Source organism: Pseudoduganella violaceinigra DSM 15887 (assembly GCF_000425385.1).
Taxonomy (GTDB): Bacteria; Pseudomonadota; Gammaproteobacteria; order Burkholderiales; family Burkholderiaceae_D; genus Rugamonas; species Rugamonas violaceinigra.
This window is the reverse complement of sequence record NZ_KE384356.1, coordinates 294,387-316,290: the sequence shown is the minus strand read 5'-3', so window position 1 is coordinate 316,290 and position 21,904 is coordinate 294,387. Positions and strand designations below refer to the sequence as shown.

Annotated in this window: 22 protein-coding genes and 1 tRNA gene; 15 read left to right on the top strand and 8 right to left on the bottom strand. The window is 63.8% G+C overall.

Annotated features, from left to right (window positions below; translation table 11 throughout):
- Positions 1–136: 136 nt before the first annotated feature.
- The 3 genes from H597_RS31500 to H597_RS31495 are packed head-to-tail and all read left to right on the top strand — an operon-like array spanning position 137 to position 2,342.
- Positions 137–610: a periplasmic heavy metal sensor gene (locus tag H597_RS31500; protein ID WP_051293897.1), complete on the top strand. Its 474-nt coding sequence runs from the start codon at positions 137–139 to the stop codon at positions 608–610.
- A gap of 15 nt (positions 611–625) precedes the next feature.
- Entirely contained in the window at positions 626–1,351 is a 726-nt protein-coding gene (locus tag H597_RS0118065) for a response regulator (protein WP_028103359.1), read from the top strand.
- Entirely contained in the window at positions 1,344–2,342 is a 999-nt protein-coding gene (locus H597_RS31495; RefSeq protein ID WP_051293896.1) for a HAMP domain-containing sensor histidine kinase, read from the top strand. The genes H597_RS0118065 and H597_RS31495 overlap by 8 nt, the downstream gene beginning before the upstream one ends.
- Here H597_RS31495 and H597_RS31490 read toward each other — a convergent pair.
- Positions 2,308–3,165: an extracellular catalytic domain type 2 short-chain-length polyhydroxyalkanoate depolymerase gene (locus H597_RS31490; protein ID WP_051293933.1), complete on the bottom strand. Its 858-nt coding sequence runs from the start codon at positions 3,163–3,165 to the stop codon at positions 2,308–2,310. The two genes, H597_RS31495 and H597_RS31490, sit on opposite strands and share 35 nt — an antisense overlap.
- 145 nt (positions 3,166–3,310) lie before the next feature.
- Here H597_RS31490 and H597_RS0118050 point away from each other — a divergent pair, with 145 nt between their 5' ends.
- The gene (locus H597_RS0118050) at positions 3,311–3,901 is read left to right on the top strand and encodes a glutathione peroxidase (RefSeq protein WP_028103358.1); all 591 of its coding nucleotides are present in this window, start codon (positions 3,311–3,313) and stop codon (positions 3,899–3,901) included.
- Here H597_RS0118050 and H597_RS0118045 read toward each other — a convergent pair whose 3' ends face one another.
- Positions 3,902–4,315, bottom strand: a complete 414-nt coding sequence (locus tag H597_RS0118045) for a rhodanese-like domain-containing protein (protein ID WP_035374597.1) — start codon at positions 4,313–4,315, stop codon at positions 3,902–3,904.
- A gap of 96 nt (positions 4,316–4,411) precedes the next feature.
- On the opposite strand from H597_RS0118045, the gene ftrA reads away from it, so the two are divergent.
- Together ftrA and H597_RS0118035 are read left to right on the top strand one after the other, a co-directional pair.
- A complete protein-coding gene (gene ftrA, locus H597_RS0118040; RefSeq protein WP_028103356.1) occupies positions 4,412–5,386 on the top strand; it encodes a transcriptional regulator FtrA in 975 nt (324 codons plus the stop codon).
- A gap of 30 nt (positions 5,387–5,416) precedes the next feature.
- On the top strand, positions 5,417–5,776 hold the full coding sequence (locus H597_RS0118035; protein WP_028103355.1) for a DUF1428 domain-containing protein: 360 nt from the start codon (positions 5,417–5,419) through the stop codon (positions 5,774–5,776).
- On the opposite strand, the gene pabB is transcribed toward H597_RS0118035, so the two are convergent.
- The 3 genes from pabB to H597_RS0118020 are packed head-to-tail and all read right to left on the bottom strand — an operon-like array spanning position 5,762 to position 8,842.
- Positions 5,762–7,573, bottom strand: coding sequence for an aminodeoxychorismate synthase component I (gene pabB, locus H597_RS0118030; protein ID WP_028103354.1), 1,812 nt, complete (start codon positions 7,571–7,573; stop codon positions 5,762–5,764). The two genes, H597_RS0118035 and pabB, sit on opposite strands and share 15 nt — an antisense overlap.
- Complete coding sequence (slmA, locus tag H597_RS0118025) at positions 7,570–8,145, bottom strand: nucleoid occlusion factor SlmA (RefSeq protein ID WP_028103353.1); 576 nt, start codon at positions 8,143–8,145, stop codon at positions 7,570–7,572. The genes pabB and slmA overlap by 4 nt, the downstream gene beginning before the upstream one ends.
- A 16-nt stretch (positions 8,146–8,161) precedes the next feature.
- The gene (locus H597_RS0118020; protein WP_028103352.1) at positions 8,162–8,842 is read right to left on the bottom strand and encodes a pyrimidine 5'-nucleotidase; all 681 of its coding nucleotides are present in this window, start codon (positions 8,840–8,842) and stop codon (positions 8,162–8,164) included.
- A gap of 18 nt (positions 8,843–8,860) precedes the next feature.
- Between H597_RS0118020 and H597_RS0118015 the strand changes: the two genes are divergently transcribed.
- Entirely contained in the window at positions 8,861–9,787 is a 927-nt protein-coding gene (locus H597_RS0118015) for a TraB/GumN family protein (protein WP_051293895.1), read from the top strand.
- Between the two features lie 6 nt (positions 9,788–9,793).
- On the opposite strand, the gene H597_RS0118010 is transcribed toward H597_RS0118015, so the two are convergent.
- Positions 9,794–9,868 (bottom strand) — tRNA-Thr (locus H597_RS0118010).
- A 39-nt stretch (positions 9,869–9,907) separates the two neighbouring features.
- Entirely contained in the window at positions 9,908–10,801 is an 894-nt protein-coding gene (gene argB, locus H597_RS0118005) for an acetylglutamate kinase (protein WP_154668170.1), read from the bottom strand.
- Positions 10,802–11,178: 377 nt separating this feature from the next.
- Between argB and H597_RS0118000 the strand changes: the two genes are divergently transcribed.
- Positions 11,179–11,442 (top strand): SemiSWEET transporter, encoded by a 264-nt coding sequence (locus H597_RS0118000; protein WP_028103349.1) that lies wholly within the window; start codon positions 11,179–11,181, stop codon positions 11,440–11,442.
- Here H597_RS0118000 and H597_RS31485 read toward each other — a convergent pair.
- Positions 11,384–12,352 (bottom strand): extracellular catalytic domain type 1 short-chain-length polyhydroxyalkanoate depolymerase, encoded by a 969-nt coding sequence (locus tag H597_RS31485; RefSeq protein WP_051293894.1) that lies wholly within the window; start codon positions 12,350–12,352, stop codon positions 11,384–11,386. The two genes, H597_RS0118000 and H597_RS31485, sit on opposite strands and share 59 nt — an antisense overlap.
- Positions 12,353–12,484: 132 nt before the next feature.
- Between H597_RS31485 and H597_RS0117990 the strand changes: the two genes are divergently transcribed.
- The 7 genes from H597_RS0117990 to H597_RS0117960 all read left to right on the top strand — a co-directional run bounded on the left by H597_RS0117990 (position 12,485) and on the right by H597_RS0117960 (position 21,885).
- Positions 12,485–12,700 carry a DUF1289 domain-containing protein gene (locus H597_RS0117990; protein WP_371850737.1) on the top strand — a complete coding sequence of 72 codons (216 nt, stop codon included), beginning with the start codon at positions 12,485–12,487 and terminating at the stop codon, positions 12,698–12,700.
- Between the two features lie 4 nt (positions 12,701–12,704).
- Complete coding sequence (locus H597_RS0117985; RefSeq protein ID WP_028103347.1) at positions 12,705–13,613, top strand: MBL fold metallo-hydrolase; 909 nt, start codon at positions 12,705–12,707, stop codon at positions 13,611–13,613.
- 61 nt (positions 13,614–13,674) lie between these two features.
- Complete coding sequence (locus H597_RS0117980; RefSeq protein ID WP_028103346.1) at positions 13,675–15,255, top strand: magnesium transporter CorA family protein; 1,581 nt, start codon at positions 13,675–13,677, stop codon at positions 15,253–15,255.
- A 91-nt stretch (positions 15,256–15,346) separates the two neighbouring features.
- The gene (locus tag H597_RS0117975; protein WP_028103345.1) at positions 15,347–16,306 is read left to right on the top strand and encodes an NAD(P)H-dependent flavin oxidoreductase; all 960 of its coding nucleotides are present in this window, start codon (positions 15,347–15,349) and stop codon (positions 16,304–16,306) included.
- A 238-nt stretch (positions 16,307–16,544) separates the two neighbouring features.
- A complete protein-coding gene (locus H597_RS0117970) occupies positions 16,545–17,795 on the top strand; it encodes an ABC transporter substrate-binding protein (RefSeq protein WP_028103344.1) in 1,251 nt (416 codons plus the stop codon).
- 92 nt (positions 17,796–17,887) lie between these two features.
- On the top strand, positions 17,888–20,485 hold the full coding sequence (locus tag H597_RS31480) for a TonB-dependent receptor (RefSeq protein ID WP_083941166.1): 2,598 nt from the start codon (positions 17,888–17,890) through the stop codon (positions 20,483–20,485).
- A 62-nt stretch (positions 20,486–20,547) separates the two neighbouring features.
- Positions 20,548–21,885, top strand: coding sequence for a sugar MFS transporter (locus H597_RS0117960; protein ID WP_211232064.1), 1,338 nt, complete (start codon positions 20,548–20,550; stop codon positions 21,883–21,885).
- Positions 21,886–21,904: the final 19 nt, after the last annotated feature.

Here is a 21,904-nt window from a genome sequence, read left to right as displayed (position 1 = left end):
TCTGCTCAGCAGTATGTTGACGGTCATTACAAACCCTTACATTTGTCGCAGATTTACAAAACTTTACGCAGGACTCATGGAAGCGAAACGCTGGCTCCCCAAAGTGGCCATACCCACCAACCAAAGAGGAGATGTCATGAGCAAGAAAACCTGGATTGCAGTTGCCACGGCAGTCGCCGCCCTGGGCGGCAGCGCCTTCGCCGCCGGGCATGAGCACGGCCATGGGCACGGCCAAAACCCGTGGACGATGGATGCCACCCAAGCGGACAAGCATATTGAAAAGATGGTTGAGCACATCCTGCCGGATGGCACGGCGGCCCAGAAAACCCGCCTGAACGAAATCGCCAAGGCATGCTTCAACGACGTCAAGCCGATCCATCAGCAGCTGGAAGAGGGGCATGACGCGATGGCCAAGCTGCTGTCGCAGCCCGCCATCGACCGTGTGGCGCTGGAAAATGCGCGCGCCGGCCACGTGAAGAATATGGACCTGATGTCGCGCCGCGTGCTGGCGGCGGCAATGGACGCCGCCGAAGTGCTTTCGCCGGAACAGCGCGCAAAATTCAATGGCGCATTGCATATGATGGCGACCAGCCACATGGGGCGTCATTAGGCTATAGTCTTCACCATGTCCCCACCCCTAGTCCTCATCATCGATGACGACCAGCGCCTGGCCGCGATGGTCGAAACCTACCTGGCCCAGAATGGCTTGCGCGTGGAGCATGCCGATACGGCGCAGGCTGGGCTGGAGCGGCTTGCCAGGTGGGGGCCGGATGCTTTTTCGGCCCTGGTCCTGGACCTGATGCTGCCCGATATCGACGGGTTGGAGGTTTGCCGCCGCCTGCGGGCCATGCCGCAGCCTTTGCGCAGCCTGCCGGTGCTTATGCTGACGGCCAAGGGGGATCCGTTCGACCGCGTCGTCGGCCTGGAACTGGGCGCCGACGACTACTTGCCCAAGCCTTTCGAGCCGCGCGAACTGTTGGCCCGTTTGCGGGCACTGCTACGCCGGCCGACGCTGGCCGATGCCACGGCCGCCGCCGAGCCGCCGCTACGTTTTGGCAGGCTTGAAATCGATCCCGGCGCGCGCACCGTGCGCGTGGACGGGGCCGAAAAGCCGCTGACGGCCTACCAGTTCGACCTGCTGCTGGCCTTCGCCCGGCGTGCCGGACGCGTGCTATCGCGCGACCAGCTGATGGAAGCGCTCAAGGGCGGGGCGCTGGAGCCATTCGATCGTTCGATCGACGTCCACGTTGGGCGTGTGCGCGCGGCCATTGAGGACGATCCCAAGGTGCCGCGCCGCATCATCACCGTGCGCGGCGCCGGCTATGTCTTTGCAAAGGTGCAGGATGCGTAGCTTCGGCGACCGCATGTACGTGCGCATTTATGCCACGCTGATCGCCTGCATCGTGCTGGCCGTCCTCCTCTTCGGATACATTCACTTCTGGTTCGCGCCGCCGCGCCATATGCCGCGCAATGCCACGATGGCGGTGGTGGCCTTGCTGCTGATGATTGCCGTCGTGATTGCGGCGGGGGCGTATCCGGTCGTGCGCTGGATCACGCGCAGGCTTGAGCGGCTTCAGGCAAGCGTGCAGGCCTGGGGCCGGGGGGACCTGGCAGCCCGCGTGATCGTTGAGGGCAGGGATGAAGTGGCGCAGCTGGCGGCCAGCTTCAACGATTCGGCAGCGCGTGTTCAGGCCCTGGTCGTTGCACAGAAGTCCCTGCTGGCCAATGCATCCCATGAGCTGCGATCACCGCTGGCGCGGATTCGGATGGCGGTGGAATTGCTGCAGGATTCCGCCAGCCCGGCGATGCGCCAGGAATTGGCACGCAATATCTCGGAGCTGGACCAGTTGATTGATGAACTCCTGCTGGCGAGCCGATTGGATGCGCTGCCCGCCGGCGACCCGGCCGATTGCGATGTCGACTTCACCGGCATCGTGGCCGAGGAGTGCGCGCGGGTAGGCGCTGTGTTGGAAGGCGTGTCCGATACGCTACGCGGCGACGCCACCCTGTTGCGGCGCATGGTACGCAACCTGCTGGAAAACGCACTGCGCCATGGCGGAGACGCGGAAGTGGGCGTACAGTTGCTCAGCTGCGCCGGGAAAACACGGCTCGATGTCTGCGACAAGGGGGCCGGAGTGCCCGCTTCCGAGCGGGACAGGATCTTTGAACCTTTCTACCGCCTGCCCGGCGCGTCGGAAAAGGCTGGCGGCGTCGGACTTGGCCTGTCCCTAGTGCGCCAGATCGCCCGCCGCCACGGCGGCGAGGTGGAATGCCTTCCCAACGGCGAGCGTGGCGCCTGCTTCCGGATTACGCTCCCGTCAGGCGGTCGGCCATCCGTTTGATGGCGCGCAGTTGGCGGCCGCTCTGCACCGAGTAGTCCGGATCGTCATAGCCCCACCAATCCCAGCATGCCTTTGGATTCGGCATCGGGCTGATGGCGGCCGCTTGCGGATACAGCACCACGATGCGATTGGTATCGGCCCAGGCGTTGTAGCCGGCGTTGCGCGCGTAGGTGTCCTGGAGGTTGCCGATATCCTGCAGGCAGCCGTGCAGGGCGATATGCAGCCTGCAACCGCCGCCTTTCCCCTCGCAGCCCGGTGGAATGTAGACGTAGCCGGAATTCGCCATGCCATGCGTGGTTGGCGCGGCCAGGAATTCCGACTGGTCGAATTCCAGCAGCTTGCCGGCCGGCGCCGCGATGTCGCCGCGCGCCTTCAGCGGGCCGTAAATCCACTGCAGCAGGCTGCCAGCGGCGTCAAATCCGCAGTTGCTGATGAATGGCGCGGCCAGCGCATCGCATTGATTGCCGAAACTGTCGGTTGGCATGGCGTGGCCGGCGGCCAGGTCGTTCTTGTACTGGATCTGTGCGGAGGGAATGAAGGCTGCGTAGTACTTCGCCAGGTCGGCCATCGAAGCGGCGGGGACCAGCTTGTCGAGCGTGCCGGAGAACATCCAGACGCGATGGGAGGCCAGCTTGGAAACGGGATCGACCTGCTTCGCATCGGCGCGCTTGCGCGTAAGGGCCGCCAGTTCCGCGGCGTCGGCCCCCTTGCAGCTGCCGATCGCGGCCATCATGCTGCCCTGCGCGCAGTAATAGCTGCCGCCGGCGATGATGCCCGCACCCACCACGCTGCCCGAATAGGCAACCTCGTATTGCACCGCCATGAAAGCACCCGACGAGAGGCCGGAAACAGATACCTGCTGCGTTTTCATCGCGGGCAGGGGGGCCGGCGCGGCGGACGCCGCAAGAGCGAATGCACAAGCCGCAATTGTCATACAATCGGAAAATCGAACGAACCGGAAGAGACCCATGCCATCCATCCTCACCAAGTTAGCTGTGCTGTCCGCGCTCAGCCTGGGCGCCGCTGCTGCTTTCGCACAGGCGCCTGCCGCGCAACCTGCGGCCGCAGCTGCCGCCAGCTGCCCCGCCATCCTGAAACAATCCTTCAACCGCCTGCAGGACGATGCGCCGCAGGACCTGTGCCAGTACGCCGGCAAAGTGATCCTGGTCGTCAACACGGCCAGCTATTGCGGTTATACCCCGCAGTACAAAGGGCTGGAGGAAGTGTATGCGAAATATTCGGGAAAAGGGCTGGTCGTGCTGGGATTCCCGTCGAATGATTTCGGCAAGCAGGAGCCGGGCAGCAGCAAGGAAATCGCCGACCTCTGCTACAACACCTACGGCGTGAAATTCCCGATGTTCGCCAAATCGGTGGTGTCGGGCGATGCGCCGAACCCGTTCTATGCGAAGCTGATCAAGGCGACCGGCAAGGCGCCGGCCTGGAATTTCCATAAATACCTGATCGACCGCAAAGGCAATGTGGTCGAGAGCTTCCCGAGCAAGGTCAAACCGGACGATAAGGCCCTGGCCGAGGCGCTCGAGAAAGCCCTGGGCGGTTAATCAGGCCGCGGCGGCGGCCGGCGCGGTGGCGAGGGCGAAGCCTTCGTCCAGCCAGCCGGTGATCCCGCCGGGCATGACCTTCACCGGGCGGCCCAGCTTCGCCAGGCGGATCGCCGCGCGTGCCGCGCCGTTGCAATGCGGGCCGGCGCAGTAGGTCACAAAGACGGTATCCATCGGGTATCCGGCCAGCTTGGAGCCGATGATCTTGCGATGCGCCAGGTCGACCGCGCCCGGCACATGTCCCGCAGCGTACTTTTCCGTTCCCCGCACGTCAAGCAGCACGAAATCCTGCTGGGCGGTGCCCATCACGCTGTGGACATCCCAGCAATCCGTTTCAAAACGCAGTGTATCTTCGAAATGGACCAGGGCTTCGGCACTTGGGGCGGCAGCGACTTCGGTAACGACGGATGGCATCTTGATTCTCCTGTGGCGTTGAAAGTGCTGCCATTGTCGGCCGCCGCCCATTGGCGCGGCAGTGGCGCAAATGCCAGAGTGCGTTAAGATTGCGCCATGAGCGCGAAAAAACACCTGGTTGTGGCGCTGGCCTACGACGGCCTGTGCACCTTCGAATTCGGCTGCACGGTTGAACTGTTTGCCCTGGAGCGCCCGGAACTGGGCGTGGACTGGTACGACTTTGCCGTCTGCGCCATCGAGCCGGGGCCGATCCGTGCGGCGGGCGGCATCCTGGTGCAGGCGCCCCATGATCCGCAGTTGCTGGAGCGTGCCGACACCATCGTCATTCCCGGCTGGCGTGATGCCGATGAAGCGCCGCCGGAATCGCTGCTGGCGCAAATGCGCGCCGCCCATGCGCGCGGCGCCCGCCTGTGCACCATCTGCTCGGGCGTCTTCATCCTGGCGGCGGCGGGCGTGCTCGATGGCCTGCGGGCGACGACCCATTGGCGCTACGTCGAAAGACTGGCGCGCCGTTTTCCGCGCGTACGGGTGCTGGCAGACGATCTGTATGTCGATGAGGGACAGGTCATTACTTCCGCCGGCTCCGCAGCGGGACTCGATATGCTGCTGCACCTGGTGCGCCGCGACTACGGCGCCCGGGTCGGCAATATGGTCGCGCAACGGCTGGTGGTGGCGCCGCACCGGGTGGGCGGCCAGGCGCAGTTCCTGCCCCGTCCCATGGCACATGATGAACAGGGACGCTTGTCGCGCCTGATGGACTGGCTGCGCAGCCACCCGGCCGAGCCGCATACGGTGGCCAGCATGGCCGCGCGCGCGGCCATGAGCGCGCGCACGTTGCAGCGGCAATTCCAGGAGGCCACCGGCATGGGGCCGGTCGAGTGGCTGGCGCGCGAACGGGTGGCAATCGCCAAGGATCTGCTGGAATCGCCTGATATCCCACTGGCCCAGGTAGCCGAGCGGGCGGGATTCGGTTCGGAAGAGTCGCTGCGCCATCATTTCCGCCGCGTTGCCTCAACCACGCCGGGCGCGTATCGCCGCGCCTTCCTTGTCACCGCCAATCGTGCGGCATAAGCTGGGGGTTCACTTCACAAGGAGATTCAAATGGCTTACGTCGATGGATTCATTGTGCCGGTCCCTAGCAAGAAGATGGATGCCTACCTGGAAATGTCGCGCCAGTGCGCCAAGGTGTGGCGTGAGTTTGGCGCCACCGAGTACCGCGAGACCGTGGCTGACGATGTGAAAGTAGGCGTCCACACTTCCTTCCCGCAAGCGGTCAAGCTCGAGGAGGGCGAGGTGGTCGTATTCTCATGGATCATTTACCCTTCGCGCGAGGTGCGCGATGCCTGCAACGAGAAGGTCATGGCCGATCCGCGCATGAAGGAGATGATGGACCCGGCCCGGATGCCGTTCGACGGCAAGCGGCTGATCTACGGCGGCTTCGAAATGCTAATCGACCTGTAGGCTTGCGCGCATTGCGCCGCGCAGAGAATTGCACACGACGATTTCCTCCGCGGCGAGCAGCATTTCGCGTGAAATGGCGCGCTCCTGCGCGTTCCAGGTTTCCAACAGCACCGCGCGCATCACGCCCGGCAAAATACCGCTGGATAAGGGCGGCGTTATCCACAGGCCATCAAGCCGGATGAAGACATTGCTGCGGCCTCCTTCCGTCAGCTCGCCCCGTTCATTGAAGAACAGCTGATCGAAAGCGCCCTGCGCCTCGGCGGCTTTCCAGGCCGCGTCGTAGCGTGCGCGGATGGTGGATTTATGGCGCAGGAACAGGTCGCCGCTGTCGCTGGCCTCATCGGCCAGCAGTACGCGCACCGGCTCCTGGAGCGGCGCCAACGCGCTGGATTGGACGGCGAAAGCACCCGAGGCATTCATTGCAAGCCGCAGGCGGTGCGGCTGCCCGGCGGGAAGGGCCTGGCAGGCCAGCGCAATGCCGGCGCGGGCAGCGGCATCGTCCCAGCTAAAGCCGAAATAGCTCGCTGACGCCGCGAGACGCTGCAAGTGGCGCTCAAGATGGCGGGCGCCGGCTTCGCGCGTGGCGTGCATGGTTTCGAACAGGTCGAAATCGTTCGACAGGCCGGTCAGGAAGCGGGCCTTCAGCTGGCATTCCGCGAATTCGTCGAGCGGCTCGCTGTCGTAGACGATGCCGGCGCCCACTCCCATGACGCCTTGACGGATGCCATTTTCGGCCGCTTGCAGGGTCAGGGTGCGGATCGGAACGTTCAGGCAGAAGTCGCCATCCGGTGCGAACCAGCCGATGGCGCCGGTGTAGATACCGCGCGCTTCCGGTTCCAGCTCGGCGATGATCTCCATGGTGCGCTTCTTGGGCGCGCCGGTGATGGAGCCGCAGGGATAGAGTGCGGTGAAGATGTCCTGCAGCGCGGCGCCGGCGCGCAGGCGGGCCTGCACGGTGGAAGTCATTTGCAGCACGCTGCTGAAGCGGGTGACTTCGAACAGTTTGGGCACTTCGACACTGCCGGTGGCGGCCACGCGGCCGATATCGTTGCGCAGCAGGTCGACGATCATCAGGTTTTCAGCGCGGTTTTTCGGGTCGGCGGCCAGTGCGGCGGCGCGGCGGGCATTTTCAGCCTCGTCCGGGGCGGCGGGCGCCGTGCCCTTCATCGGGCGCGCGGTGAGCATGTCGCCCTCTTTGCGCACGAACAGTTCCGGCGACAGCGACAGGACGGCGCGGCCGTCCTCAAAGCCGATCAGCGCCCCGTAAGGCACGGGCTGGCGGGCGCGCAGGCGCTGGTAGAGCGCAAACGGCGAGCCGAAGGCGTCGCAATGCAGGCGGTAGGTGTAGTTGACCTGGTAAGTATCGCCGGCCGCGATGTAGTTGCGGATACGCTGGATCGCGTCGACGAACTGCGCTGCATCCACGTTGGCACGGATGCCGGCCACGCCGGCGGCGGCCTCGCCCGCGTGCTCCGCCAGCCATGCCGCCACCTCGGCCTGGGACAGCTCTTCGCAACGCTCGAACAGCAGCACCTGCGCCAGTGGAGGCGCTGCGGCCGTGGCGGTGCGCGGCCGCACGCCGACGATATGGTGGCCCAACTCGTAGCTCAGGACCGGCACCGCATGCAGCCCGCGCGTGAGCGCCTGCTCCATCCCGGCCAGCACGCCCGGCCAGCCGGCGAAATCGCTGCAGGCCAGGGTGGCATGGTGGCCGGTATAGAGGCGGGACAGGCGCCCAGCGCCGGTCGCCGGATCGACGCTGGCGTCGTCCAGCAATGCGAAGGTAAAGCCGTTCAATTCAGCAGCAGCGCAATCTGTACGGCGGCGTCTTGCGAAGGATTCAGCTTGAAGCCGCTCTTGGCGTATCGGTGCCAGCGGCCCAGCACGAAGCTGACCAGCATGCCGGCGCGGGCCGCCACGTCAGCCTCATGGGCCTGGCCTTCGGCCACTGCTGCACGCAGCGCCTGTTTCAGTGCCAGTTCGACGCGGTCGTAGAACTGGTTCATGCGCTGCTGCAGGCGCTCGTCTTCATTGACCAGCGCGTCGCCGATCAGCACCCGCGTCATGCCCGGGTTGCTGCTGGCGAAATGCAGCAGCATGCCCAGGATGTCGCGCGCCTGGGCCATGCCGTCCGCCTGCTTGTCGGCGATCTGGTTGATCAGGCCGAAAACGGTGGATTCGATGAATTCGATCAGGCCTTCGAACATCTGGGCCTTGCTCGCGAAATGGCGGTACAGCGCCGCCTCGGATACGTCCAGCTTGCGCGCCAGCGCAGCGGTGGTGATTTTTTCTCCTTTTGGATGCTCCAGCATTTCAGCCAGTGCCTGGAGGATTTGCAGCTTGCGCTGTCCGGGCGGTGTACTTGCCATGGGTTTTGGACCTGTTTTATTTAAATTTCGTCAGCTGTTTGACAGATTTTACTTTGACATCGAGCCATGCCGGTTTTTTCCCCGGCTTTGGCAGGTATTGCGTAACCCACACGGTGCGCATGCCCAGCGCATGCGCGGTGCGCAGGTTATCCAGCGTATCTTCGACAAGGATACACCGGCGCGGGTCCAGGCCCTGCCGGCGCATCAGTCTGCGCAGCATCAGGTGCGACGGCTTGGGCCGCAACTGGCGATGCACATACATCGACTCGATCGTGACCTGGCCGCTGAAATGGCGGCCGATGCCCATATGCCCGACCACCTTGCGCGCATAGTCGCGCGGCGCGTTGGTCAGCAGGATCTTGCGCCCCGGCAGGCGGCGCAGCAGATGGCCCAGGCCGCGTTCGCAGCGGATCATGGCTTCAAGCTCCGGCAGATCGTGCGTCTCGCGCAGGAAATGGGCCGCATTGACGCCGTGATGGCGCATCAGTCCCAGCAAGGTTGCGCCGTAACGCTTCCAGTAATGGGCGCGCACCGCGCTGACTTCCTCCGCGCTGGCCGGCGTCACGCCATCGCCCAGCACGCCCGCAACGTAGGCATTCATCTTCTCCACCATGGACGGGAAGATGGCATGCGAAGCATTGTGCAGCGTGTTATCCAGGTCGAACAGCCAGACCGGTGCCAAAGGTTTAATATTCACGTTCTACTTGGAGAAACTATGCAACGCAAGATTATAGTGATGTTTTGCCTGCTGCTTGGTGTGAGTGTCGGTGCCGGCGCCGCGCAACCGGCCGCGGCGCCGGCAAAAACGGCACCGCAGGCGCGCGGCGCGCTGTACAAGCTCGAATACGCCGGCAATACCTCCTGGCTGTTCGGCACCATCCACGTCGGCACTCCAGACTTCTTCCCGCTCGAACCGCGCGTGACGCAGGCCCTGGAAAGCGCCACCGCCGTGGCGCTGGAGATCGATCCGGCGGCCGACCCGGCCAGGTCGATGGCCGTGATGCGCGAGTACGGGCTGTACGCAGCCGGCGGCGGCAGCGCCATGACCGACATCCGTCCGGAATACCGTCCGCGCCTGGAACGCATGCTGAAAAAGCACGGCATCTCCCAGGAAATGGTGGCGCCGATGAAGCCATGGCTGATTGTCATGATGATCACCATCGGCGAATACCGCAACCTGGGCTATCGCCCCGAGCTGGGCGTCGACCTGCAACTGGCGCGCAGCGCGCATGGCCGCAAGCAGCGCATCGTGGAACTGGAATCGGTGAGCGCCCAGGCTTCGCTGTTCGGCCGCCTCACCAAGGATGAACAGGCGCGCTTCCTGGAGGACAGCCTGGATACCTTCGAAGACCCGACCCAGGGCGTGCAGCCGCGCGACCTGCTCGATGCCTGGGCTTCGGCCGATGCGGCCAAATTCGAGGCCCTGGCGCGCGAAGTGGAAGAGGACAAGACCTTCTCCGGCAAATTCATGAAACAGGTGTTGCTGAACGAGCGCAATCCCGTGCTGGCCGACGGCATCGTGGAAATGATGAAAAAAGAACAGCACAGCTTTGCCGCTATCGGCACGCTGCATCTGGTGGGAACGGGGAATGTTGCGGAACTGCTGCGCCGGCGCGGCGTGAAAGTAGAGCGGATCTACTAAGAAGAATGGTGCCCTTGACGTGGATTGAACACGTGGCCTCTCCCTTACCAAGGGAGTGCTCTACCACTGAGCTACAAGGGCATTCACATTTTCAGCGGTGCTTGCACACCGCCAAAAAAATTAGTGAGACCGGATCATAGTGCCAAAAGCCTGTTCGGTCAACACTTCCAGCAGCAAACTGTGTTCAATTCGCCCGTCGATGATGTGGACCGTGTTCACGCCAGACTTGGCCGCATCCAGTGCGGACGAGATTTTCGGCAGCATGCCGCCGGAAATCGTACCGTCGGCGAACATTTCGTCGATTTCGCGCGCCGACAGGTCGGTCACCAGGTTGCCGTTCTTGTCCTGCACGCCGGCGATGTTGGTCATCATGATCAGCTTTTCCGCTTTCAGGATCTCGGCGATCTTGCCTGCCACAACGTCGGCATTGATGTTGTAAGCCTGGCCATCCTTGCCGAAGCCGATCGGGGAAATAATTGGAATAAAGGCATCGTCCTGCAGCGCTTTCACGACGGCAGGGTTGATCGCTTCGATCTCGCCGACGAAGCCGATGTCCAGGAACTGGCCCGGCTTTTCCTTGTCCGGCATGGCCATCTTGCGGGCACGGATCAGGCCACCGTCCTTGCCGGTCAGGCCAACCGCCTGGCCGCCGTAGTGGTTGATCAGCATGACGATATCCTGCTGCACTTCGCCGCCCAGCACCCACTCCACCACTTCCATGGTTTCTTCGTCGGTGATGCGCATGCCCTGCACGAAGGTGCCCTGCTTGCCGATCTTCTTCAGCGCATTGTCGATCTGCGGACCGCCACCATGCACCACGACCGGGTTCATCCCCACCAGTTTCAACAGGATCAGGTCGCGCGCGAAGCCATGTTTCAGGCGCTCTTCGGTCATGGCGTTGCCACCGTATTTGATGACGATGGTTTTGCCGTGGTAATTGCGGATGTACGGCAGTGCCTCGGCCAGGATCTGCGCTTTGACTTGCGGCGTAACACCGCTCAGATCAGTGGACATATCCGGGTCGTTGGAAGGCAGGTTGGTCATGGCAGTTCCAGAAAATGAGAATTAAGGTCAATGGTGCGCATTATAGGGCCAATCGAGTTGTAAATTACGGTTTGATCCGCTAGGCTCAAGCTTTCCAGCCAAGTCCCTGGCGCATGATTGTATTGATGATATGAGCACCTGTGAGCGTTGCGGCGCCGCGTTCCACTGCGCGATGGCCGATGCCCCGCCCGGCCGGCAGCCGACCGGGGCGCCCGGCGAAACGCCGTGCTGGTGCACCTACCTGCCGCCCGCGCTGCCGGTCCCCGGAACGCCCGCCGTCGGCTGCTGGTGCCCGGAATGCCTGCGCGCCCATATCGCCGCCCTGAACGTCCCCAGAAAGTCCCCTGATGCCGCTTGACCCCAACCTGCTCGGTTTTATCGCCGCCTTCTGCACCACCTTCGCTTTTGTCCCCCAAGTATTGCTGGCATGGCGCCAGCGCCATGCCGACGGCATTTCCACCGGCATGTACCTGATCTTCAGCCTGGGCGTGGTCCTGTGGCTGATCTACGGCTTGCAGACGCAGGCCTGGCCGGTGATCATCGCCAACGGCGTCACCCTGCTGCTGGCCCTGTGCGTGCTGGCGATGAAATGGCGGTTCGCGAAGCGCTGAAGAACCGCATCATCTCGCGGCTGGCGTCCGGCCCGCGCGGATCGGTATAGCTGCCGGCCGCGCTGCCGCCCGACCAGGCGTGGCCGGCGCCGTGGATCACCCAATGCTCGCCCAGCGGGGAGCCGTCCTCCAGCCAATGCGCTTTCAAGGTGAAGGCATGGCCGTCGGGCACCCGTCCCTCCAGCGTGGCGGGGTTGGCATGCCCGCCCAGCGGATGGCTGCGCAAGCCCTGTGCCAGCACCGCTTCGCCGTTGGCCGGATGCACGGTGCGGTCCTGGTCCCCATGGAACACGATCACCGGCTGGCCGGCCGTCTGGGCCGCCTGCACGCGGGCCGCGCCGCGGCGCATGGCCAGCAAGGCCGACGGCAGGTCGCGCGCGGCCGCAAACGGCAGGCCGGAATGCACGCCGACGGCGGCGAACAGCTCCGGATAAAGCGTGCCGGCAATGATGGCCATGGCGCCGCCGGCCGACAGTCCGGCGATATAGACCTGGCTTTGCGGCACCGGATAGCGCGTCATGATGTCGCGCGCCATGGCGGCAATGATGGCCGGTTCGCCCTGGCCGCGCTCCTGGTCCAGGGCGCTGAACCAGTTCCAGCAGCGCGTATGGTTGGCGTCCGGCGCCTGCGCCGGATACAGCACCAGGCAGCCGCGCTCCTCGGCGACCGCATTCATCTGCGTCCCGGCGGCGAAATCGTCGGGGTCCTGCAGGCAGCCGTGCAGCATCACCAGCAGCGGCAATGGCTGGCCGGTGTAGCTGGACGGCACATACAGCTTGTACTGGCGGCTGCCGGCGCGGCAATGGAACTCGCCGCCGACGAAGAGCGGCAGGCCAGGGGCGGGACGGCCCAGGCGGCGGCGCGCGAGCTGGCCCAGCGCGTGGGAAAACCAATGGCGGTCGAGCTTCATAAGCACCTCGGAGGCTGGTTAGTCGGACTGTCTCCTCGCCACTCCTGATTGTTGTGGTGCCCCGCCAGTATAGCAAAGTTAACATTTTAGCCATCCAGGGTGCTTTTGCCGCGCTGCGGTAGAATGGCGGCCATGAGTACTGAACTGCCGCCAGGCGCGCCGGAATTGTCGACGCCCGTGCCATCCCCCTGCATCAGCCTGTGCAAAATGAACCAGGACACCGGTTTTTGCGAAGGCTGCCTGCGTACCATCGATGAAATCGTCGCCTGGTCGCGTGCCGACGACGCTTACAAGCGCGCCGTGTGGGCTGAGCTGCGCCGCCGCGAGCAACTGATCGATTTTGACTGACGCAATGAAGCTACACCCATCCATCCACGTTTTCGAACGGGGCTGGCTCTCCTCGAATAATGTGCTGCTGTTCGGCCGCCACGACGTGGCGATGATCGACAGCGGCTATGTCTCGCACAAGCAGCAGACGCTGGACCTGGTGCGCCATGCCCTGCGCGGCCGCCACCTGGACCGGCTGTACAACACCCACCTGCACTCCGACCACTGCGGCGGCAATGCGGCGCTGCAGGCCCACTTCGGCTGCGATACCTTCATCCCGGAGGCGGAAGCGGAAAAAGTGCGGCATTGGGACGACGATGCGCTGAGCTTCAAGGCAACCGGCCAGCAATGCGAACGCTTTTCCATCGACGGCGTCGTCACGCCCGGTGACAGCCTGGTGCTGGGCGACCTGGAATGGCAGGCGCTGGGCGCGCCGGGCCACCACGCGCACTCGCTCATCTACTACTGCCCGTCGGAGAAAGTGCTGGTATCGGCCGACGCGCTGTGGCAGAACGGCTTCGGCGTCATCTTCCCCGAGCTGGAAGGCGACGAAGGCTTTGCGGAAGCCGGCGCCACGCTGGACGTGATCGCCGGGCTGGACGTCAAGGTGGTCATCCCCGGCCACGGCGCCGTCTTCGAAGACGTGCAAGCGGCGCTGTCGCGCGCCCGCCGCCGCCTGGATTTCCTGTCGGCGGACCCGAAGCGCAACGCCGAATATGCCGTCAAAGTGCTGCTCAAATTCCTGCTGCTGGAACGCCAGAGCATGCCGGTCGCCGCCGTCGGCCCGCTGCTGGCATCGATCCCGTTGATGGACACCATCGGGCGCAAGTACTTCGGCATGAACCCCGACGAACTGGCCGCCTGGGCCATCAAGCAGCTGGTGCGCGCCTGCAGCGCCCGCGTCGACAACGACATCCTCCTGAACGACGGCTGAGCCCGCGGCAACCTTGGGGTCAGGCCCTTGGGTTGCCACGGACTCGGCTATACTGGGCCGCATGAGCGCCCAATCCCCGCATGTCCAGCATGTCCGGCAGGTTCTTTTATGGCCGTTGCGGCTCATGCCGCCCGACGGCGCCGAGCGCGCGCACGCGCGGCCATGGGAGCTGCTCGGGGACGACACACCGTGGCGCGAAGTGACCTCCGCCCAGGAAGCCAGTCCCGCCTTCCAGGAGCGCTACTACACCGAATTCGTCAGCTTCCTGCCCTATGTGCAGCGCTTCCTGTTCGGCGCCGGCCAGCGCCGCATCTTCCGCCGCAAGGATATCGCCCAGGTCCGCGTCAGCACCCAGCCCGGTGCCGCGCCGCGCGTACTGGACGTGCACAACCTCTGCCTGCATTTCTTCTTCGACGTCGACATCGTGCTGCTGGTGATGGAAGTCGGCGCCAGCGACCTGCCCTTCGATGAGGCGCAAGAGCTGCTGTACCGCTTCGGCCGCGCCTACCCCGCCGGCTGGGACGATCATGGCAATGCCCTGCATTGCATGCACAGCGTCGAGTGGCTCGATGCCGGCGGCCGCCTGCTGGAAAAGTCCGACGCCCAGGAGCGCCAGGCCTTCATCGACCAGGTCGTGCGCCAGCAGGCGCCGCGCATCTCCTGCCATTGGCGCTACCTGCTGGAACCGATGCAGCCCGATGCCCCCGGCGCCGCGGCCGCACTGCGCTACCGCCAGGTGGAGTACTACCGCATGCCGATGATGGCCTACCTGGCGGTCGACCGTCCGGGCGCACTGACGCCAGCCGACTTCGCGGCCCTGGGCACCATGGCCGGCACTTCCGCTGCACCGGCGGACGCCCAGCGCACGCAATCGGACGGCTTCGACCGGCGCTATTTCTACGACCGTTTCTGGTGCAACGGCGGCGCGGCGCCCTACACACGCTATATCTGCAGCGGCTACGCGCTGGTCGTGATCGGCGACGCCGGGTCGCAATTCTTCTGCTGCAAGGAGCGCGGCGTGCTATCGCAGTTCCGCCATCAGCACTTCCTGCTGTTCATGATCGCCCACCTGCAAAAGGCATCGCTGCTGATGTTCTCCGACCGCCTGGCCGAGGCGCTGACCGAATTGAACGTGACCGATGCCGACAGCGTGCGCGTTTTCAAGCGCCGCATCCGCTACGCGTTCGAGAGCTTCCTGCGCTTCACGCACCGCTACTGGTTTACGGAAATCTCCGACCAGCAGCAGATCCGCGCGCTGTTCCGCATGTGCGGCCAGCATCTCGACATCGAACGCGCCTACGCCGAGGTCAAGACCCGCGTGGCGGACATGAACGGCTACCTGGAAGCCGACAGCCTGCGGCGCCAGGCCAACACCGTGGTGCGCCTGACCGTGGTCACCATCTTCGGCATGATCGGCACCATCACCACCGGCTTCCTCGGCATGAACCTGCTGGCCGAAGCCGAGGCGCCAATGTCGCGCCGGGCCTGGATTTTCGGCGCCACCTTCGTCATCACGACCGCAATGACGGTGTACACCATGGCGAAGTCGAAACGCCTGTCCGACTTCCTCGACGCCCTGTCGGACGAAAGGCTCTCCACCTGGACCAAGATCAAGGCGCTGGCCGCCGTCTGGAAACCCTGAACGCCCTGAACCCATTAGAGCCGGGCCTCGGAAATGCGGATAGTTGCTGTTTTATAATCATTCGACCATCTCACTCTGCGAAGGCCGTGTCATGACCCTGCCAGCTGTATTGCAAGACCTGTCTCTCCCCGTCATTGCGTCTCCCATGTTCATCGCCAGCGGCCCCGCCCTGGTGGCCGCCCAATGCAAGGCCGGCATTGTCGGCTCCTTCCCGGCCCTAAACGCGCGGCCGAAAGAGCTGCTCGATACCTGGCTTACCGATTTGCAGGCCGAGCTGGCCGCTTACCAGGCCGTCAATCCGGGCGCCCGCGTCGGCCCGATCGCCGTCAACCAGATCGTCCACCAGTCGAACGAGCGCCTGGAGCACGATGTCGACGTCTGCGTGCGCCACAAGGTGCCGATCATCATTTCCTCGCTGCGCGCGCCGCCTGTGGAAATGTTGGATGCTATCCACAGCTACGGCGGCATCGTGCTGCATGATGTGATCAGCCTTCGCCATGCGCAGAAAGCGTTGGAAGCGGGCGTCGACGGTCTGGTCCTGGTGGCCAGCGGTGCGGGCGGACATGCCGGTACGCTGTCGCCGTTCGCGCTGGTCGGCGAGGTGCGGCGCATCTTCGACGGCCCGATCGCCCTTTCCGGCTCGATCGCTACCGGCGATGCGATCCTGGCCGCGCAGGCCATGGGCGCCGACTTTGCCTATATCGGCTCGCGCTTCCTCGCCACGCAGGAATCCAACGTCACCGAGGAGTACCGCAAAGCGATCATCGAGTCGTCGGCGGCCGACGTGGTGTACACCAACCTGTTCACCGGCGTGCACGGCAACTACCTGAAGAAATCCATCCTGGCGGCCGGCCTGGATCCCGAGAACCTGCCGGTATCGGATAAGTCGAAAATGAGTTTCGACAGCGGCACCGCCAAGGCCTGGCGCGATATCTGGGGCGCGGGGCAAGGCGTCGGCATGATGCACGATGCGCCGACCACGGCCGAATTGCTGGAACGGTTGAAGACGGAATACAACGCTGCACGCGCACGGCTGCAGCTTCGCACGTAATAAATGCGCGCGTTTCGTAATGTTTTGTAAGCGCCCCTGACGGGGCGTCCACGCCCTCTCCGGGCTGCGGCCTCCGCTCTGTAAAGTTTTGTAAGCGGAGCCCAGCCTGTCCACAATTATCCTCATAAGAATCAACGATTTGCGTTACGCCGATCCGCACGGTACCGGCGCTGGTGTCACATTTTTCACGGTGTTAGCATGAATTTACTGATCGACAACACCTTGTGGAGAAGCCGCCGTGCCAACCCGCCGTATCCTGCGAGCCGCATTGTTCCTGGCGCTGATTTGCGCCGGTGCCGCGCGTGCCGGCACCCTGGTGCTGGAAAGCTGGCGGGTCGACGACAAGGCGCTTTGGGAAACGGTGCTGCTGCCGGCGTTTGAGCGCAAGCATCCCGGCATCACGGTAAAGTTTTCGCCCACCGCGCCCACCGAATACGACACCAGCCTGGCCGCGCGCCTTGGCAACGGCACCGCGGGCGATATGCTGGCCTGCCGTCCTTTCGATACTTCGCTGCTGCTGTACCGCCGCGGCTATCTGGACAAGCTGAACGGCAAGGCCGGCATGGAGAACTTCGCGCCAGGCGCGCTGGTCGCCTGGCAGACCGACGACGGCAAGGACATTTTCTGCATGCCGGTCGCTTCGGTTATTCACGGCTTCCTGTACAACAAAAAGATCTTCAGGAAGCTGAACCTGCAGGCGCCGGCGACGGAAACCGAATTCTTCGGCGTACTCGATGCGGTGCGCAAAAGCCAATACGCGCCGCTGGCGCTGGGCACGGCCGACGAATGGCTGTCCAGCCAGACGGTGTTCACCAATATCGGCCCGAACTACTGGGGCGGGGAACAGGGCCGGCGCGCGCTGATCGCGGGCAAGGCCAGGTTCACCGATGCGCCTTTTGTGGCGGCCTTCGAATTCGAGGCCCGGCTTGCCGCCTATCTGCCCAAATCGGCGCCGGTACAGACTTACCGCGATGCGCAGCTCCTGTTCGCCCAGGGTGGCGCGGCAATCTATCCGGCCGGCTCTTGGGATATTTCCTATTTCAACCAGTTCGCGGACCTAGAACTGGGCGTCTTCGCGCCGCCGCTGCAGCAGGCCGGCGACCGTTGCCAGATCTCGGACCATATGGACATCGGCATCGGCATCAACCGCAAATCGCGCAACAAGGCGGACGCCTATAAGTTCCTGGCCTGGCTCGGTTCCCAGGAATTCGCCGACCTCTATACCAATCGCGTGATCGGCTTCTTCACCCTGTCGAACCACCTGATCGCCGTGCGCGACCCGCTGGCCAAGCAGATGGCGGCCTGGCGCAACAGCTGCGATTCTAACTTCCGCCTCAATGCCCTGATCATGAACCGCGGCCTGCCGAATATGGAAAGCGAGCTGTGGTCGGTGAATGCGCAGGTGTTGAACGGAAAGCTGGGGGCGCGGGAAGCGGCGGCCCGCATCCAGAACGGATTTGCAAAGTGGTATCTGCCACAGCAGCAATGATCACACTCCCCCAAAGTAGTGTGTTGGCCCCGGCAAGGGGAGCATGCCGGGGAATTTTTTTGCAGCGCTTTAGAGACGATAAGGAAAAAGAAATGAACGGAGCACCGCTTGGAAGGAAGAGACTACCGCAGTTGATCGCGCTGATGTTCGGCACGCTGGCACTGCAACCCGTGCATGCCGCCGACGGCAATGACGCTGTGCAGTCGGTGGAAGTGCGCGGCATTCGCGAGACGCTGAAGCGCAACCTGGCCGAAAAGCGCGATGCGCTGAATGTGGTGGACTCCGTCACGGCGGAGGACCTGGGCAAGTTCCCGGACAAGAATGTGGCCGATTCCCTGCAGCGCATTCCCGGTATTTCGGTCGACCGCAGCTGGGGCGAAGGCCGGGATATCTTCGTGCGCGGCACCGACAAGAACCTGAACATGACGCAGCTGAACGGCCAGTCCGTCGCATCCGCCTACTGGTGGAAGAACGACGCCCAGAGCCGCGGCTTCAACTACGACATCCTGCCTTCCGAGCTGGTTGGCAGCCTGGACGTGTTCAAGAGCCCATCGGCCGACCTGGACGAAGGCAGTATTGGCGGCCTGGTGATCGTCCGCACGCGCAAGCCGCTGCAATTCAAGAAGCCGGTCACCGCCCAATTCTCGGCGGAGGCCACCTACAGCGACCTGCCGAAGAAAACCGATCCGCAGTTCTCCGGCCTGGTGAACTGGGTGAATGAAGCCAGGAACTTCGGCGTTCTGATCGCGCTGAGCCGCCAGGAGCGCACCATGCGCCGCGACGGCCTGGAAAACTTCACCGACGCGACCAAATACAATATCGTCGACCAGAACGGCGCCGTGACGCCGAATGCCTATGCATCCTGGGGCGGCGGTACGCCGATTTTCCGCCAGGACCGCGAGCGCACCACCGGCAATATCACCCTGCAGCTGCGCCCGAATTCCCAATCCGACATATCGCTGAATTACCTTAATTCCGATATGAAGATGGATAACAGCAACCAGAACTACCTGTGGCAGATCGGCGGCCTGGCCGACGCGAACAACAATATCCGCGTCGACAATCCGCGCTTCATTTCGAATTCGGACGGCGGCAAGTCTGTCGTGGGCGGTACGGTGGGACCAGTGAACGGGGTTTCCTTCGAACCGATCTACCGCGAAGCCTATGTGAAGTCGAAAGTGCTGGACCTGGAAGGCAATTACGACGGCGACGGCTGGCGGCTGCACGCGCAGGCCGGCACCACCTCCGGATCCGGCGGCAGCAAACATGACCGCAACTTCTGGTTCACCGGGAACACCCGCGCCACGATCAATATTGCGCCGGATACCTACGAGGTGAAATACCTCGACATGAGCCCACTCGATCCGACCAAGCTGACACTGCAAAGTGCGCGCGACTGGATCCGCCGCATGGAGAGCAAGGAAAACTACGGCCAGGCCGACCTGACCCTGGACCTTGGCAACGCATACGTCAAATCCGTCAAAGTCGGCGTGAAGTACCGCGACAACAAGGTGCAGAACCGCCGCACCATCGGTACCGTCGGCCCAGGCAGCGCCGGCTGGATTCCCTACACCCTGGCCGACCTGTCGACCGGCCCCTCGCCGAAGATCAGCCAGGAAGCCGCTACTGCGGGCTCACTGACCCAGTTCGCCTGGGTGGACGATGCGCTGGCCGCCAGCAAGGGCTTCGCCATGTACGACAAAGGCATGGTCTACAAGGAGTCCAAGGGCGAGTACTACCGCATCCAGGAAAAGATCTCCGCCGCGTATGTGCGGGCCGATTACGGCTTCGACAAATGGCGCGGCGACTTCGGCGTGCGCCTGGTGCGCACCAGGCAGAACTCCGACGCCTATCAGGACCTGGATGGCAAGGGCAATTACGTGCTGGGCAGCGTGGGCCGCAGCTATACCGACGCTCTGCCGAACGTGAACATCGTGTACGACTTCCGCAAGGACCTGCTGTTGCGCGCCGCCGCATCGCGCGTGATGGCCCGCAATACCTTCAGCGACCTGAGTTCCAGCACGGAGGTGAGCGGCACCACCAACGCCGCCACGGCCGGTAACCCGCTGCTCAAGCCCTACCACGCCAACCAGTTCGAAATCGGCGCGGAGTGGTATTTCGCGGACGCGTCGCTGCTGTCGGCCACCGCCTTCGCCAAGCAGCTCGATACCTTCATTTACACCTCCACGGCGATGGAGAATGTGGCGGGCGTCCAGCGTCCGGTGACCCGTCCGCATAACGCCGACAACGGCGCCAAGGTGAACGGCCTGGAAGTGCAGTGGCAGCAGGCTTTCGGCAGCACCGGTTTCGGCACGGTGGTCAACTTTACCTATACCGACGCCAAGACTGGCGCGGTGGCGGGCGGCCGCAAGCTCAATGTGATCGGCAACTCCAAGAACCAGATGAACGCCAGCGTGTTCTACGAGAAGAACAGCTACAGCGTGCGCCTGTCCTACAACTACCGCTCCAAGTCTTACGGTGGCCTGGACCAGGGCGGCCAGGACGTGACCAGCGCGTACGGCCAGTGGGATGCCACGGCGAACTGGGACATCTCACCGCAGCTGAGCATCTTCGCAAGTGCCGTCAATATCGGCAATGAGCTGATCCGCACCAACACGACGGACGGCTTGCCGGTCGGCGTGTATGAAAACGGCGCGCGCTACAGCGTCGGCCTGCGCGGCAAGTTCTGATTTGCCGCATCGCCTCCCTCCCGCCGGGGGGAGGCTTTCCCTTCTTCGCCTTTCGGAACCACATGCAAAAAGAACAGACCTTCGAGATGGGGGCTGCCCAAGCCGCCCCTGGCGCCAGCGTGGCCGTCGCCATGAGCTTCATCGGCCTGATGTTTTTCATCCTTGGCTGCGCCACATGGCTGAATGGATCGCTGATCCCCTTCCTCAAAATTGCCTGCGACCTCAATAACTTCCAGTCGCTGTGGGTGACATTCGCTTTCTACATCGCCTATACGCTGATGGCATTGCCTTCCGCGGCCGTATTGCGCCGTACCGGCTACCGCGCCGGCATGTCGATCGGCCTGGCCGTGATGGCATTGGGGGCGGTGCTGTTCATTCCAGCGGCACGCGCCGCGTCCTATCCGCTGTTCCTGCTGGCGCTGTTCACGCTGGCGAGCGGCATGACCCTGATGCAGACGGCGATCAACCCCTACATCGTCTGCATCGGCGCGCGCGAGAGCGCGGCCACCAGGATCAGCATCATGGGCCTGTTCAACAAGACGGCGGGCGTGCTGGTGCCGCTGGCGTTCAGCGGCATGATGTTGTCGGACTTTGGCCGCTACTCCGACGCCACGCTGGCCGCCATGAGCGCAGCGGAGGGCGCCCTGCTGCGTAGCCAGCTGGCGCAGCGGCTGGTGCTGCCTTACGGCCTGATGGCAGCCGGACTGCTGGCGATGGCCGTCATCGTACGCTTTGCCCCGTTGAGCGAGATCCCGGACCAGCAGGCAGGCAACGAGTCGGGCGCTTCGCGCTGGGGCGTGCTGCAATTTCCCCGGCTGGTGCTGGGCGCGCTGGCGCTGTTCGTTTACGTGGGCGTGGAGGTGATCGCGGGCGATACGATCGGTTTGTACGGGCATAGCCTGCATGTGGAAAAATTCGGCATTCTCACGTCGTACACCATGGGCTTCATGGTGGCGGGATACATTGTTGGCATCGTGGCGATTCCTCGTTGGCTGTCTCAGAAACAGGCGTTGCTGCTTTCCGCCATCTGCGGCATCGTCTTTTCTTTCGGCGTGATGCAGGGTTCGGCCAGCGGCAGCGGCCTGTCGCAGGCGATGCTGGGCTGGTTCGGCGTGCCGGCGGTGCCGGACACGGTAACGTTCCTCGCCATGCTGGGTTTTGCCAATGCCCTGGTGTGGCCGGCAATCTGGCCGCTGGCGCTGGAAGGCCTGGGACGCTACACCGCCAGCGGCTCTGCCTTGCTGATCATGGGAATTGCCGGCGGCGCGCTGCTGCCGATGCTGTACGGGCACCTGTCCGACGTTTCCGGCAACCAGGCGGCGTACTGGCTGCTGCTTCCGTGTTACGCGCTGATCCTGTTCTATGCCGTAAAAGGACACAAAATGACTTCATGGAGATAGAATTGCCGGATCGTTATCT